The organism is Streptomyces soli (assembly GCF_003999195.1).
Lineage (GTDB): Bacteria > Actinomycetota > Actinomycetes > Streptomycetales > Streptomycetaceae > Actinacidiphila > Actinacidiphila soli.
The window spans coordinates 19,591-33,145 of the sequence record NZ_RJVR01000214.1; the positions used below are offsets into that span (position 1 = coordinate 19,591).

The 13,555-nt window shown below is 69.0% G+C and carries 14 protein-coding genes and 3 pseudogenes; 11 read left to right on the forward strand and 6 right to left on the reverse strand.

Annotation, left to right across the window (positions count from 1 at the left end):
• Window positions 1–13: 13 nt before the first annotated feature.
• Window positions 14–1,213 (forward strand): cytochrome P450, encoded by a 1,200-nt coding sequence (locus EFK10_RS20415; RefSeq protein WP_127357106.1) that lies wholly within the window; start codon window positions 14–16, stop codon window positions 1,211–1,213.
• A gap of 711 nt (window positions 1,214–1,924) precedes the next feature.
• Here EFK10_RS20415 and EFK10_RS20425 read toward each other — a convergent pair.
• A complete protein-coding gene (locus EFK10_RS20425) occupies window positions 1,925–2,461 on the reverse strand; it encodes a TetR/AcrR family transcriptional regulator (RefSeq protein WP_127357107.1) in 537 nt (178 codons plus the stop codon).
• 144 nt (window positions 2,462–2,605) lie between these two features.
• Between EFK10_RS20425 and EFK10_RS50520 the strand changes: the two genes are divergently transcribed.
• The 3 genes from EFK10_RS50520 to EFK10_RS20435 all read left to right on the forward strand — a co-directional run bounded on the left by EFK10_RS50520 (window position 2,606) and on the right by EFK10_RS20435 (window position 4,657).
• Window positions 2,606–3,142, forward strand: coding sequence for a PAS domain-containing protein (locus EFK10_RS50520; RefSeq protein ID WP_240677348.1), 537 nt, complete (start codon window positions 2,606–2,608; stop codon window positions 3,140–3,142).
• Window positions 3,036–4,133 carry a PP2C family protein-serine/threonine phosphatase gene (locus tag EFK10_RS20430; RefSeq protein WP_240677349.1) on the forward strand — a complete coding sequence of 366 codons (1,098 nt, stop codon included), beginning with the start codon at window positions 3,036–3,038 and terminating at the stop codon, window positions 4,131–4,133. The genes EFK10_RS50520 and EFK10_RS20430 overlap by 107 nt, the downstream gene beginning before the upstream one ends.
• A 323-nt stretch (window positions 4,134–4,456) precedes the next feature.
• Complete coding sequence (locus EFK10_RS20435) at window positions 4,457–4,657, forward strand: hypothetical protein (RefSeq protein WP_127357108.1); 201 nt, start codon at window positions 4,457–4,459, stop codon at window positions 4,655–4,657.
• A gap of 63 nt (window positions 4,658–4,720) precedes the next feature.
• Here the strand turns inward: EFK10_RS20435 and EFK10_RS20440 are convergent, their stop codons facing one another.
• Both EFK10_RS20440 and EFK10_RS53335 read right to left on the reverse strand, forming a co-directional pair.
• On the reverse strand, window positions 4,721–6,220 hold the full coding sequence (locus EFK10_RS20440) for an FGGY-family carbohydrate kinase (RefSeq protein WP_127357109.1): 1,500 nt from the start codon (window positions 6,218–6,220) through the stop codon (window positions 4,721–4,723).
• Between the two features lie 67 nt (window positions 6,221–6,287).
• On the reverse strand, window positions 6,288–6,551 hold the full coding sequence (locus EFK10_RS53335) for a DUF6009 family protein (RefSeq protein ID WP_407647108.1): 264 nt from the start codon (window positions 6,549–6,551) through the stop codon (window positions 6,288–6,290).
• A gap of 187 nt (window positions 6,552–6,738) precedes the next feature.
• Here EFK10_RS53335 and EFK10_RS50530 point away from each other — a divergent pair.
• Together EFK10_RS50530 and EFK10_RS52165 are read left to right on the forward strand one after the other, a co-directional pair.
• Window positions 6,739–7,194, forward strand: a pseudogene (locus tag EFK10_RS50530) (hypothetical protein); the annotation flags it as partial.
• 376 nt (window positions 7,195–7,570) lie between these two features.
• Window positions 7,571–7,702: a hypothetical protein gene (locus EFK10_RS52165; RefSeq protein WP_265737536.1), complete on the forward strand. Its 132-nt coding sequence runs from the start codon at window positions 7,571–7,573 to the stop codon at window positions 7,700–7,702.
• A 213-nt stretch (window positions 7,703–7,915) separates the two neighbouring features.
• Here the strand turns inward: EFK10_RS52165 and EFK10_RS53340 are convergent.
• Together EFK10_RS53340 and EFK10_RS53345 are read right to left on the reverse strand one after the other, a co-directional pair.
• A pseudogene (locus EFK10_RS53340) lies at window positions 7,916–8,056 on the reverse strand (IS701 family transposase); the annotation flags it as partial.
• A gap of 11 nt (window positions 8,057–8,067) precedes the next feature.
• A complete protein-coding gene (locus EFK10_RS53345) occupies window positions 8,068–8,271 on the reverse strand; it encodes a hypothetical protein (protein ID WP_127357110.1) in 204 nt (67 codons plus the stop codon).
• 53 nt (window positions 8,272–8,324) lie between these two features.
• Between EFK10_RS53345 and EFK10_RS20465 the strand changes: the two genes are divergently transcribed.
• A complete protein-coding gene (locus EFK10_RS20465) occupies window positions 8,325–8,990 on the forward strand; it encodes a TetR/AcrR family transcriptional regulator (RefSeq protein ID WP_127357111.1) in 666 nt (221 codons plus the stop codon).
• A gap of 214 nt (window positions 8,991–9,204) precedes the next feature.
• Window positions 9,205–9,369 carry a hypothetical protein gene (locus tag EFK10_RS47605; protein WP_164836080.1) on the forward strand — a complete coding sequence of 55 codons (165 nt, stop codon included), beginning with the start codon at window positions 9,205–9,207 and terminating at the stop codon, window positions 9,367–9,369.
• 205 nt (window positions 9,370–9,574) lie between these two features.
• Here the strand turns inward: EFK10_RS47605 and EFK10_RS20470 are convergent, their stop codons facing one another.
• Window positions 9,575–10,246, reverse strand: coding sequence for a TetR/AcrR family transcriptional regulator (locus EFK10_RS20470; protein WP_127357112.1), 672 nt, complete (start codon window positions 10,244–10,246; stop codon window positions 9,575–9,577).
• A 79-nt stretch (window positions 10,247–10,325) separates the two neighbouring features.
• Here EFK10_RS20470 and EFK10_RS52700 point away from each other — a divergent pair.
• The 3 genes and pseudogenes from EFK10_RS52700 to EFK10_RS20485 all read left to right on the forward strand — a co-directional run bounded on the left by EFK10_RS52700 (window position 10,326) and on the right by EFK10_RS20485 (window position 13,319).
• Window positions 10,326–11,228, forward strand: a pseudogene (locus EFK10_RS52700) (alpha/beta fold hydrolase).
• Window positions 11,229–11,841: 613 nt separating this feature from the next.
• On the forward strand, window positions 11,842–12,465 hold the full coding sequence (locus tag EFK10_RS20480; protein WP_127357113.1) for a TetR/AcrR family transcriptional regulator: 624 nt from the start codon (window positions 11,842–11,844) through the stop codon (window positions 12,463–12,465).
• A 32-nt stretch (window positions 12,466–12,497) separates the two neighbouring features.
• Entirely contained in the window at window positions 12,498–13,319 is an 822-nt protein-coding gene (locus EFK10_RS20485) for an alpha/beta fold hydrolase (protein WP_127357114.1), read from the forward strand.
• The last annotated feature ends 236 nt before the right edge of the window (window positions 13,320–13,555 follow it).

The following is a 13,555-nucleotide window of genomic DNA, read 5'->3' on the forward strand; positions in this document are numbered from 1 at the left end:
ACGAGGAGCCACCATGGACTCCGACACCTTGCTGGCACGGATCACCGACTACACCAGCCGTCCCAACCCCTACCCGCTGTATGCGGAACTCCGCGAGGCCGGTCCCGTGGTGCGGCAGGCAGACGGCGGCTATCTGATCGGCACCTACCACGAGATCTCCGCCCTGCTCCACGACCCGCGCATGAGCGCCGATCCACGCACCCGCACCACCCCGTCGCTGTCCGAGGAGACGCCGAAGCCGCCGTTCCTGCGGCTCGACGACCCCGAGCACCACAGGCTGCGCACCCTGGCCATGCGGCCGTTCGGCCCGCCGCACAGCCCGGGCCGGGTTGATGCCATGCGCGGCGAGATCGCCCACATCACCGGGGAACTGATCGAGGCGCTCCGGGACCGCGAGCAGATCGACGTCGTCGACGACTTCGCCTACCCCCTGCCCATCACCGTCATCTGCCGGCTGATGGGTGTCCCGCGTGAGGACGAGTCGCTGTTCCAAAGATGGACCGACGCGATCGTCGCGTCCGCCGACATCGGGCCCGGGGAAGACACCACCGAACGGAACAAGGCGGCCATGCAGGCCCGGCAGGAGATGGGCCGGTACCTGGTCAACCTCGCCGAACAGCGCCGCGACCGGCCCACCGGCGACATGCTCTCCGACTTCATCAACGAACCGGACCTCGCCCTGCGGCTCACCGTCGAGGAACTGGCGGAAACCGCCATCCTGTTGTTCATCGCCGGACACGAGACCACGGTCAACCTGATCACCAACGGCGTCCTCACCCTGCTGCGTCAGCCCGACCAGTTGGACCGGTTGCGCCGCGAACCCCGCCTGCTGCCGCAAGCGGTGGAAGAACTACTGCGCTACGAACCCCCGGTCCACATGCGCGAAAGGATCCCTCTCGCCGATATCGACGTCGCCGGCACCACGATCCCCAAGGGCACGTCCGTCGTACTGGCGCTGGCCTCAGGCAGCCGCGACCCCAAGCCGTTCCACGAGCCCGACCGGTTCGACCCCACCCGCCCGGACAACCAGCACTTCGGCTTCGGCAGCGGCATCCACCTCTGCTACGGCGCGCCGCTCGCCCGCATCGAGGCCGAGGCCGCCCTCGGCGCGCTGATCCCGCGCCTCGGCACGGCCCGCCTCGTCCAGGACCCGCCCCCCTACCGGCAGAACGCCATGCTCCGCGGACCGCGTCACCTGCCCATCCACTTGTAGGGACGCGGGGCGGCACACCACGGCAGGAACTACCGAGAGGGTGTTTCAAGAGCTTTCGCTCGCATTTAGAGCGATTGGTGCCCTGGCTGCACACCTCGCCGACCTGCAGGTATCGCCCTACGCCGCCGCGGGCGGCGCTCGGGATCACAGAAGGCCGACTTTCTGCGCTCCTTGGCGCCCGAAATGACGGCTTTCGCGGGCGGGCACAATGGATCAAAGTGGTGCGCCTTCTCTTAAAACGCCCTCTGACACCCTCACGTCCTGCGCGGGCCAAGGAAAACCGTGCGCGGTCGGTGTTGGCGGACCTTGGGCTATGGGGCTCCTTTCCAGGTTGCGGCGGGAAGGGGGCGCCGGGTCAGGTCGCGGGCCTCATCCGGAGGGAGGCCGAGCATGTGCAAAAGCATCACGGCCAATGTGCCTGCGGCCTGATCCCGGTCTGTCGGCGTACACCCCAATGTGCACAGCCAAGTACGAATCAACGTGCGCAGCCTTCGCCCGGCTTCAAGCTGGTGGGGGCGCTGGGGCCACCCGCGTTGTCATGGTGCGGGACAGGGCCCGCCGTCAAGGGCGCCCTGCGGGCGTCGCGCTGCGATGGGGCTTCGCCCCACCCTGGACAGCGGACCCCGTCCCGGAGCTGGCTGGCTATCGGGTGGCCCCAGCGCTGCGGCGTCAGCTGGCTGTGCACGTAGCCGTGTACCGAGCTGAGCACTTTCACGCGTACGCCGACACCCGGTCGACCTCGGGCCGGTTGAACCACAGTTCCAGAAATGCCAGCAGGCTGCCGTTCAGCGCGGTCAGGGCGATGACCGGGTCGACCACCGTGAAGCGGCCCGAGGCCATGCCCTGCTCCACATCGCGCTTCGCGCGCGGAGCCAGGCCGTGGCCGGCGCATATGCGGCCGAGCTCGCTGTCGCACAGGATCCGCATGATCTCCGGGTGTGACTCGGCCATACGTGCGCTGAGCCGCACGCCCCAGCGCTCGGCGGGATCGTCGACGCCACGCAAGCCTTCGTCGATGGCTTCGGCGTACTCCTCCAGCGCATCGGCCACAGCCGCTTCGAAGAGGTCCAGCTTGCAGGTGAAGTGGTTGTAGAAGGAGCCGAAGCCCACGTCCGCGCGCTCCGCGATGGCCCGGATGCTGGCGCTGGTGTCGCCGGACTCGACCAGGATCTTCCGGGCGGCGCGGACGAGCGCCTGCCGGGTCACGGCCCGACGGCGTTCGAATCGGCTCCTGCGTGAGGCTGGCATCAGTATGCACCAAAAACAAAACTACCAGTTCTGATGAATTCATCATCGCAGCAGGGGCTACGGCTGTCCACCCTGCGCGACGCCTGAGCGGACTCGCCCGCGCGCATGCTGAACCGCCGAAACGGACCCGACGCAGCGATAGCGATGATCGTCGCGGAGGGGACAGTGGTGGGATGGACACAGGCTGCTCAGCAGCTAGTCGGGTACTCGGCTCGCGAGATGGTGGGCCGGGCCGCCGCGCAGGTGCTGCAACCCTCCGAGGACGTCCTGGGGGCCTCGGCGCACGCCGAGCAGTGCCGTGCACAGGGTGGCTGGTCCGGGGCCGTGGCGGTCCGCCACCGCGACGGTCACACGCTCAGGATGACTTTGCGGGTTTCGTTGCTGTGGGGACAGGGCGCCAGCACCCGGTGGCTGGTGTCCGTGACCGACATCGGGTCCCTGTCCTCAGGGACGGCCCACGGGCCGGTGCGCGAGTCTCTCCTCGCTCACGCGCCGATCGGCATCGTCGTTCGTGACCTGCAGCTGCGCTGCACCTGGGTGAACGACGCCATGGAGCGCCACGACGGCATTCCTCGTGCCCGGCGGTTCGGACGCCGCCTTAAGGACTCGCTGCCCGCGCACCCTCGACGTCATGCAGACCGGGCAGGAACTGGCCGACCTTGCCGTGCCGTTGCTGGCTGATCACGCCCTCGTCGACCTGGTGGAGTCGGTTCCGTTCGGCCTGGAGCCCTCGGCACGGATCGGCACGGCGAGGGGCCGCCCCGCTCTGTTGCGCCGTGCCGGTCTGGCCTCCATCGACCTGGGTGTTCTGGAGTCGCCGTGGGTGCGCGAAGAGGTGGTCCATGTGCACCCGAGCTCGCCGTTCGCCACCGCCCTGCGCACGGGCAGGTCTCACCTGGAACCGTTGCTGGACACCACCGGCCCCTGGATCGACCACGACCCGGTGCGGGCCCAGAAGGTCCGTGACAGCGGGGTCCACTCATTGATGGTCGTACCCATCCGTGCGCGGCGCTGCATGCTGGGACTGGCGCTGTTCGGCCGCTCCGAGGAGCAGACGCCGTTCCAGGAGGATGACCTGCTCCTCGCCGAGGAGCTCGTCACCCGGGCCGCGCTCTGGCTGGACAACGCTCTTCAGTACGCTCGCGAACGCACCGCGGCCCTCACGCTCCAGCGCGACCTGCTGCCCCACCGTGTGCGAGGTGGCGTCGCCATCGAGGTGGCCTCGCGCTACATGCCGGCCGGCATGGACCACGGCGTGGGGGGTGACTGGTTCGATGTGATCGAGCTGTCCGGCGCCCGGGTGGCCCTCGTCGTCGGCGATGTGATCGGACACGGCATCAACGCCGCGGCGGCGATGGGCCGGTTGCGCACCGCCGTTCACACCCTCGCGGACATGGATTTGCCTCCCCATGAACTGCTGGCACACCTTGATGACACGGTCCGGCGGGTGAACGACGAGGACGCCGACGCCCCGGACCGGGTTCCGATCGGCGCCACCTGTCTGTATGCCGTCTATGACCCGGTCACAAGGCGGTGCACGATGGCGCGGGCCGGGCATCCTCCGCCCGTGATCATCGATCCGCAGGGCCAGGCGGGCTTTCCCGACCTGCCGGCCGGAACCCCGCTCGGCCTCGGCCTCGGGCTGGTTCCCCTCGAGTCCGGATCTCCGTGAAGACGGACCCGTACTGCGCCGCGATGCCACGATCAGCAGCTACGAGGGGAAGGTCAGTTCTGCCGACCAAGTGAGCAGCGTTGTCGGGGCCGTTGCCAGCCTTGCCGGTTTCGTGGCCCCTCTGTGGCCGCTGGTGCGTCCTGGGGTGCGACGGTAGAAGCGTGCGACGGCGCTGTGGCTGCCGGCCGTCATATCGGGCGCGTCGTTGAAGGAGACAGCAACCGGAGGGGCGCTGCCCAGCAGTTTGGGGCAGGCGCCTGGGACCTGGCCCGGCACGGAAGGGTTATCCGGATGCATCCGTGCCCCGGCCCATGCGGCCGTCGGTGAGACTACCGACGCTCGCGCTGGCCTGCGACTGCGGTGTGTGCGCGGACCGGACAGGACGGGTCTACGGCAACACCCCCATTCCCCCGGACGTCACGGTGCCCTTCGCCATCGATGACCTCGACCGCGGCCCCACCCACGACCCGGTCTTCAAAACCGCCCTGGCCTGGCTGCACCAGCAGCCAGCCTGCCGCTCCTGACAGCGCAGCGCACCCACCTGCACCCCAACGCCACCCGAGAGGCGTGAGGGTTCGTCAGGAAGTTCAGTAGTCGGACACAGTGCTCGCAAATCCTTCGGCTTCACGCTGGAACCGAGCGAGGGCATGGACCGTGTCGTGTGTCGCTGGATAGAGGCCCCGGTACAGGCTGTGCAGCCTGTCGTATGCGGCCCCCGCGGCCGGGTCCGGTACGCGCTGCTCGCGTACGGGGTTCCACGTCGCGGTTGCCGCTTCATCGGCCAGTCGGGCGGCAAGCCGGGCGGCCCCATAGCTGGCGCCGACGGTGATGGTGGGGATGTCCTGGGGTAGCCCGGTGACGTCGGAGACGATCTGGGTCCACAACCTGCCCTGCGTGCCTCCGCCGACGGCGACTACCCGCTCGACTTCAGCGCCTGCGTGTCCCATTGCCTCAATGTTGTGGCGTACGCCGTGCGCGGTGGCCTCCAGCGCGGCCCGGTAAAGGTCGCCGCGGGTGTGCTCGACGGTGAGACCGGCGATCACCCCGCGAGCGTCAGGGTCGGCGATCGGGGTGCGCTCGCCGGCGAAGTACGGGAGCATCGCGAGACCGCGTGCACCGACGCCGCTGTCCGCGGCCTCCGCCAGCAGGACAGCGCGGCCGGGTGAGCCGAACAGGCCGCGCAGCCACTCGGTGACCGCTCCGGAGGTGGCCATGCCACCGGCGAGAGAGCGGGTGCCGGGGAAGGCGCCGACGGTACTCCACAGCTCAGGCACTCGCAGCTGCCTGGCGACGGTGGCGATGAGGAACATCGTCGTGCCGTACATGAGCATCAGGTCGCCTGGTCGTGTCGCGTCGACGCTGACGGCCTCGGTCCAGGCATCGATGGTTCCGGTGAGGACGGGCGTGCCCGGCAAGAGCCCGGTTGCCGCTGCCGCCTCGGCAGTCACCGTGCCGGCCTGGTCACCGGGCCAGCGCAGCTCGGGGAGGTCCGCGTGCGGCCATACCGCGTCTACCCAAGGGCGGTACCAGTCCTGGGCCCGGGCGTCGTAGAAGGGGACGGACTGGCTGGCCGAGTGGTGGTCGAGTACATAGGCGCCGGTAAGCCGGTGAGCGAGAAAGGAGGCCGGCATGAACAGCCGCCGTGCGGCCGTGAACACCTCCGGCTCATGCTCGGCCACCCAAGCCACCTTCGGCCCCACCGCCTGTGTGGACAGCACGCTGCCGCACCGGTCGAGGACGGCCTGACGGTCGAGTTCGGCGTCGAGCCGGGCGATCTGCGCAACGGCCCGCGTGTCCACACCGTAGAGGATGGCTGGACGCAGCGGCTGGTTTGCGGCGTCGGCCAGGCAGACGCACGGGCCCATGCCGCTGACCCCGACCGCCTCCACCCGCGCACCGTCGGACAGAAGTTCGCGAGTGATGCCGCGGAACTCCTGCCACCACACCTCGGGGTCCATCTCGACATGTCCTGGATTCGGGCGGGAGACGGTGTGCTTGCGCACCGCGGTCGCGATCACCATGCCGGAGGCGTCGACCAGGACGCCCTTGCTGCTGGATGTGCCGATGTCGACACCGAGGAAGGTCATACCTGGATGTCCCCGCACAGGTGGACCGTAACGCCGAGAACACTGTCCCGCTGTGCAGGCATGTGCATCAACCGGCAGAACTCACGGCCACCCAAGAGCCGGGCCCGCGCCCAGTGCCCGGGGGACCATCTAGGCGGCCGGCTCCGGCCGGTCCCTCCCATGCGCCGTCAGCCGGCGGGCAGAACCATCCCGAGTCGAACACGGCGGGGCAGGCCGGGCCACCCTCGGAGCGTTCGGTCTTGTCACCCATCACCCCGGGTGCGACGGTACGCGGGTCGACGGCTCCGGAGGGGAGCTCCGGTGGAGTACAGCCCGTCGGCCGGCTGGTCACGGTCGTGGGGCAGGTATGAGGTGCGGGAAATCTGACACTGGACGATACGGGTTGATGTCACTGGATGTTCGGAACCGTGTCACCATGATCACTCACAAAAACGTTACCCTGAACTGCGCAAACTCGATCCGCGTTCAGTGACACCCCAGCCGAACATCCCGGTGACATCCACGCCGAACCTCACAGGCCCGGCTTCGAGCGCTACGCCCTCGCCCGTGCCCGGATCATCCTCGACCGGCTCGACGGAGGCATCGCCCAGATCCTGGCCGCCAAGGCACGACTCGACGTCGATGAAGCATTCCGGGACTCCGGTGAGTGGCTCGACGCCTATGCCAACTCCCTCTACCGCTCCGTCAAGAACGACCGCGACGGAAATTCACTCGCCGCCCGCCTCGACGCTGCCGACATCGTCCGGTTTCTGCTGGAGCTGCTCTTCGCTCTCGACCGCCGCCCCCGCCCCTACAACAAGTACCTGGAGTGGGAACTCGCCCGGTACCCACTGCCCGGCTGGGACACCGACATGCTGCTGGACGCCGCGGACCGCATCTCAGGAACGGGCGACGTGCCCCTACAACGGCGCCTCTTCGCCCGTGTCGAGGCAGCGGCCCGGCGCGCCGGGCACGGCGCGGTGCCGGACGCATAGGGCGAGGACCTCGACCTGATGCGACCGCAATAATCGATTCCGTGGACCATGCTTCCTGCCCCGGGCACGTGGCCATCTGGGCCGAGTACGACGAGGTCGCCCCGGCTGCCGTGATGTTCCTGTGCACCGACCCCAAGGCCTACGGCCACGCGCTCAAGGAGGACGACACTCCGCAGGAGGAGCCGGACGAGGCGTCGACGGACGCCGGTCAGTCCGCCGCCCCGGTCAAGCCGGAGAAGGAAGAGGGGATGCCCTACAAGCTCAAGGTCGAGGGCAATGCGGCGTACCGGGCAGCGCCTGGCGGCACGACGAACCGTCATGGGACACCGACGAGATCCGGGCCGACGCCCGCACCTATCTCGCGTTCCTCGGCGAGATGGGATACCGGCTGGCCCCGATCGAGCAGGCCATCATCAGCGGCGAGCCCTACACCCCCCAGGCTGCCGAAGAGGCCAAGGACGCCGACCAGGACGACCAGGACGGCGAGGACCCCGACCAGGACGCGTGACGCGCCACTGCCCGGCCCTCCCCACCCAGGGGAGGGCCGGGCCCCGGTCCCAGCCCGCACGGCAGACCGGCGCCGCCAAGCCCCGCGACATGATCGCCACCGCCGTACGCCTGCGCGACGAGGAGGAGCTCTCCCTGCGCGAGATGTACTCAGCGTTCTGGACGATGCGGAGCTGGTTGCCGCGGCGCGGCAGCGGTCGGGGTCGGAGGTTCAGGAGCGCGGAACGTACAGTTCCCGGTCCACCGCGGTATGTCCGCGCGGTCCCGCGTAGACCAGGTAGACGGCAACTTGGGCGTTTTCGATCCTGCCCGCGGTGCCCGTGTACTGGCGCTGAGGCTGGGCACCGACCGTGCCCATGCCCTTCTTCACGTCAGTCCAGCAGCGGCCGCGTACTCGGCTGCGACGCTGAGGCGTTCGGGGTCGCCGCCGGTGACACGCACGGCGGTGCAGTGCAGGTCGTCGGCGATGATGCGCATCTCGCGCTCTACCGTGGGGGGATCGAAGGTGTAGCGGGTGTTGCTGCCATCGGGGAACGTTCCGGTGTCGTACTGCACACCCTTGCCACGCATCAGGGCTCCATAAGGTTCAGTATGTACCTTAACTTGAGGATAAGATACACGCTGTGCCCAAAGAAGAAACCGGCGGCCCGAATCCTGCTGAACCCGCGCGCAACTCCTCCGCCGACGACACCGGCGCCCGTTCGGTACGGCGCCGCAGAGGCGCCGCCCTGGAAGCCGCCCTGCTCCAGGCGGCGTGGGATGAACTCCTTGCCGTCGGCTACCACCAGCTGACATTCGAGGCCGTGGCAGCCCGCGCCAGCACCAGCAGAACCGTGCTCTACCGCCGGTGGCCCCACCGCCGCGACCTGGTCCTGGCCGCCCTGCGCCACCAGACACCGCCGCTGCCACCACCCGCACCCGACACCGGAGCCCTGCGAACCGACGTCCTCGCACTGCTGGGCCGCCTCACCCTGCGCATGACGCAGATCGCACCCGTCCTCGACGCACTCGCCGACGAGCGCGCCCGCAACAGCGACCTCGCCCACTACCTCCAGGACCGCACCCAACAGGCCGGCCGGGCCGCGATGGCAACGGTGATCGACCGCGCCGCACAACGCGGCGAGCTTGATCAAGCATCCGTCCCCGCACGCGTCGCCGCGCTGCCCTTCACCCTGGTGGTCGGCGAAATACTCCTCACCCACCGACCCCCCTCCCAAGCAGCCATCACCGAAGTGGTGGACCAGGTCTTTCTCCCCCTGATCGCCCACTACCGTCGATGCCCGGGCTGACAACCCCGCTCCATGAACACCGCCAACCCACACCCACCCGCCATCCCTTGACTCGGTCACGCGGGAGTAGGCGCTGGAAGCACTGACTGCGGTCAACGTGCCCGCATGTCCCCTATGTCGGCTGAATGTTTCGCTCGGAGTGGAATGACCGGTCTATCCCCGTACCGGTGGGGACACCTCGTAATCGTGCGGACGGACGTCACGCTCGATCCTCGTGGCGACGTTCCTCGCGAACAGGACGAACCGCGGCCGTAACAAGCACACGAAGAAGACCGCCTATCTCTTCGCTCCCAAGCCTGGAGAGAAACTCCCGTTGGAGATCGAGCTGCAGGAAGACCTGCACGACTACCTCGACAGCCAGGGAGCCGCCGATCAATAACTTTTCGTCTTGATCTTGCACGGGAACAGCAACATGCGCGATCAGACCGCCCGAACGATATTTTTCTGACCATGAGTTATTGATCGACAGCTCCCAGGGCTTCGGCAAAGTGGAGTGGTGTCCTGTTTCTAGGGATCTAGACGGATTGGCGTGAGCAGGCTCGGAGGCGCCGGCGTTCAGGCGTGTGCGGGGGGTTGTGTCGGAGTCAGCCCAGCACACCGGTCAGGGTGCGGGTGAGTACGGTGGCGAAGGGGTCGCGGGAGTTGCCTTCAGGTGAGGTGGCGGCGAGCAGGGCGGCGATGCGGGGGTGGCTGCCGCCGGCGGCCACGTGATGCAGGTGCGCGAACTGGCGCTGGGCGCCGGGGTGTGCGGTGGTCAGTTCGTTCTGGACGAACAGCGCGGTCAGGGCGTTCAGCAGGGCGAAGGCCTCGAGTTTGCGGGCGGGGTTGGCCGGGTGGCCAGCGAGCACGTCGAGTACGTGCTCGAGCAGGTCGATCGCGTGCGGGCCGAGGGTGGGGCGGGTGATGACCAGGGTCGGCAGCCAGTGGTGGCGTCGCATGATCTTCCTGGCCTGGTGGGCGATTTCGAGCAGGTCGGCCTGCCAGTCGCCGCTCGGGGCGGACAGGTCGTATTCGCCCGCGGTGCTGTCGGTCATCAGGTCGAGCAGGTCGTCGCGGGTGGCCACGTAGCGGTAGAGCGAGGCAGCGCCGGTGCCGAGGACTGCGGCGACGCGGCGCATGGAGACGGCTTCCAGGCCCTCGCGGTCGGCCAGTTCCACCGCGGCAGCGGTGATCTCGGCTCGGCTGCGCTCGGCTGGACGTCCGACCGGCGCCTGCTCCGGCCGCATCCAGATCACCGGTTTCGATTCTCCTGCCATTGCTACCTCCCGCGTTGCCGCCAGCCTAGCTTTCGCATACGGTGTTCGCGAACACTGTTTGCGAAAGAGGGGAGTCGAGATGCCCCGCTTCGCATACAACGGCGGGACCCAGATCGCCTTCGAGGACCTCGGAGGCACCGGCGGCGACCCGTTGCTGCTGGTCATGGGGCTGGGGACCTCACGGTTTTGGTGGCCGGACGGGCTGGTCGACGAGCTGCTGCGCCGCGGCTTCCACGTCGCGACCTACGACCAGCGCGACGCCGGCCAGTCCACCCACCTACCCGAACGCCGCGTCGGCCCACCGATCAAAGCCCTGCTGCGCCGCTCGGCACCGGCCTACAGCGCCGAAGACCTGACCGACGACGCAGTCGGCTGGGAACGCCCCCACCTCTTCGGCCACTCCATGGGCGGGCTCGTCGCGCAGCGCACCGCGATCCGCCACCCGAAGCGCCTGCTGAGCCTGGCCACCTCCTCGGCCGTGCCCAGCGACGCCACGGGCCTAAGCGTCCTGCGCTACCTGCGGCTAGCGCCGATAGCCCGCTTCGCCCGACTGCACTACCCCTAGATCCCGCAAGGCAACTTGGCCCTCGCCGTGGCCGTCGCCCGGATCCTGGCCGCGCCCCGCCAACACCTCGACGAGGACGACGTGCGCACGTTCGTGGACAAGGAAGCCGCGCACCACATCGCCAGCTTCCGCGACCAGAAGGCGCAGAGACGCCAGATCGGCACGAAATGGCATGGCGGCCCGCTCGCCCGGATCACCGTGCCGACCCTGGTACTGCACGGCAAGCGCGACCCGCTGCTGCGCGTCGCGGCCGCGCGCGACATCGCCGACGCCATCCCCGGCGCCCGCCTGCGCACCCTGCCCGGCGTCGGCCACTTCCTTGCCCGGGACGTCTGGGCCACTTACGCCGACGAACTGCGCGCGCTTGCCAACCGCGCCGATGAGCAACCACCCACCATCGGGCTCACACACGGGTAACCCGCGGCCCGTCTACCGGCCGCCGTCGCATCAGCGGCCCGCAGCCGGCTCGCGCACGGGCGCCGATAGGCAGATCGATTCGCGCGTCCCGGTCTCCCGGCTGGCCGGCACCGGGTGGGCGGCCAACCGCCTGACCCTGGACGGGGCCTTGTCGGCGGCCCGGTCATCGGTGAGCGCCAGCACGGTGGGGCTTTCGGCGCCGGGTGTCGGCGTACAAGCTCACCTGCAGAGCGACGTACGGGCTCGAGTGCAGAGTCCGATGTACTCCAACTGGCCTACATGCGGCGGGTGCCGGGGCCATCCGATCTGGAAGTGTGCGGGTGATGGGGCTCCCTGGATCTCCCCAACCGGCGCTCGGGGGTGATCTCAGACGTGCTCGCCTTGATTCCCCACCCGCAGGGCCGCTGACCTGCGGTCGGGCGTCACAGCCCCGGGGCCGCCCGATAGCCAGCCGACTACGGGCCGGGGCGAGCCGTCCAGGGTGAGCGAAGCTCATCGCGTCAGCGACGCCGGTTGAGGAATACGCCGGAAACAGGCAACAGAGCCTCGCGGGATCCAGAGGAACCTCTAAAGTTAGAGGACTCTATAAGTTTTAGCGAAGGGGTGTGCGCGTATGCAAACGGCCGAAGGGGGGCTGCGTGAGCGGCATAAGGCCCAGCGACGGTTCCGGATCCTCGACGCGACGCGCGAACTCCTGCGGGACAGCCCGGAATCGGTGATCAGTACCGAGCGGATCGCCGAGCGAGCGGAGGTCGCCCCGGCCACCGTGTACAACCTGATCGGACCGCGCGACAAGATCTGGGAGGCGCTCGCCGCCGGGTTCATGGACGAACTCGAGCGCCGCCTGGCGGCGCTGGGGGCCGGTGACCCGCGGGAGGTCGTCAGGTCGACCGTCCGGCTGTTCGTAGGCGACCCGGTCGTGTCGCGTCGCATGGTGCGTGAGTGGGAGGAAAGCGGCCTCGTGCTTGACCGCAGTCCGCTCACCCAGCTCCGCCAGGCGATGGCGGATGCACGGACACAGGGCCTCCTGCGCGCCGACATCGACACTGACGCGTTGGCCTCCGTTGTCGGCACCTCGTGCGTGGGTGCGCTGCATCAGTGGGTCGCCGCCCTGATCGACGACGACCGGTTCCTCGCGCGTGCTCTGTTCGCGCTGGACGTCGCGCTCGCCGCGGCGGCTGCGGATCCCTACCGCGACCAGCTGCTGGCGCCTCTGCGAACCCGAGGCGCGGTATGACGCCCGGCGCACTGCCACGGCCCCGAAGCTTCGTGGGCCGCGGCGGGATCCTGCTCGCGGCGGATGTGTGGGGCGAGGCGTCCTCGCCACCTCTTGTCCTGCTGCACGGCGGCGGCCAGACGCGACACGCCTGGGACCGGACCGGCCCACGACTGGCCACGCTGGGGTGGCGGGTCATCGCCCCGGACCTGCGCGGGCATGGCACCAGCGAATGGTCAGCCGATGGTGATTACGACCTCGACCTGTTCGCCGAGGACGTCCGGGCGCTCGTCGCCGAACTCGGCGACCGGCCGATGCTCGTTGGTGCCTCGCTCGGCGGCCTGAGTTCGCTGCTCGCCGCCGGAGAGGCACCCAGGGCGGCGATTCGCGCTCTGGTGCTTGTCGACGTCGCCCATCGACCGGATCCCCGCGGGGTCCGCCGGATCCTCGAGTTCATGCGCCGCCAGCCGGACGGATTCGCCAGCGTCCGGGAAGCGGCCGCGGCGGTGTCCGCCCACCTGCCGCATCGCCCACGTCCGGACGACCCCGAGGGGATCCGGAACAACCTGCGACGCCACGGCGATCGCTGGGTCTGGCACTGGGACCCCCGGATGCTGGACAGCTTCGAGGGCCGGATGGACCCGCCCGGCATGGCGGAGCGTCTCCTCGACGCCGCGCGCCACACGAACGTGCCGATCTTGCTCGTCCGCGGTGGGATCAGCGACATGGTGCGCGAAGACATCGCCGAGCAGTTCTGTGACCGGGTTCCCAACGCGCGGCGCGTCGATGTGGCCGACGCGGGGCACATGGTGGCCGGCGATCGGAACGAGCACTTCATCGATGCGATCGTCCCGTTCCTGGAAGGGATCGAGTGAGCGTGAGACTCAGCTGGGATCAGAGTGCACGCGCGGCGCCTTCGGCAAGTCCTGTTGCCTGTTTCCGGCGTATTCCTCCCCATAGGCGCCCTTGACGAGCGACACGAGCCGCACACTCAACAAGCGGGCGGCCCCGCCCTAGTGCAGCGATTCATAAGTCCTTCGGCGGGCTGACGGTGACTTTCCGTGATCGTCAGGCCGCCTGGAGGTAGGTGTCCTGGTGTGCCTGCTCGCGC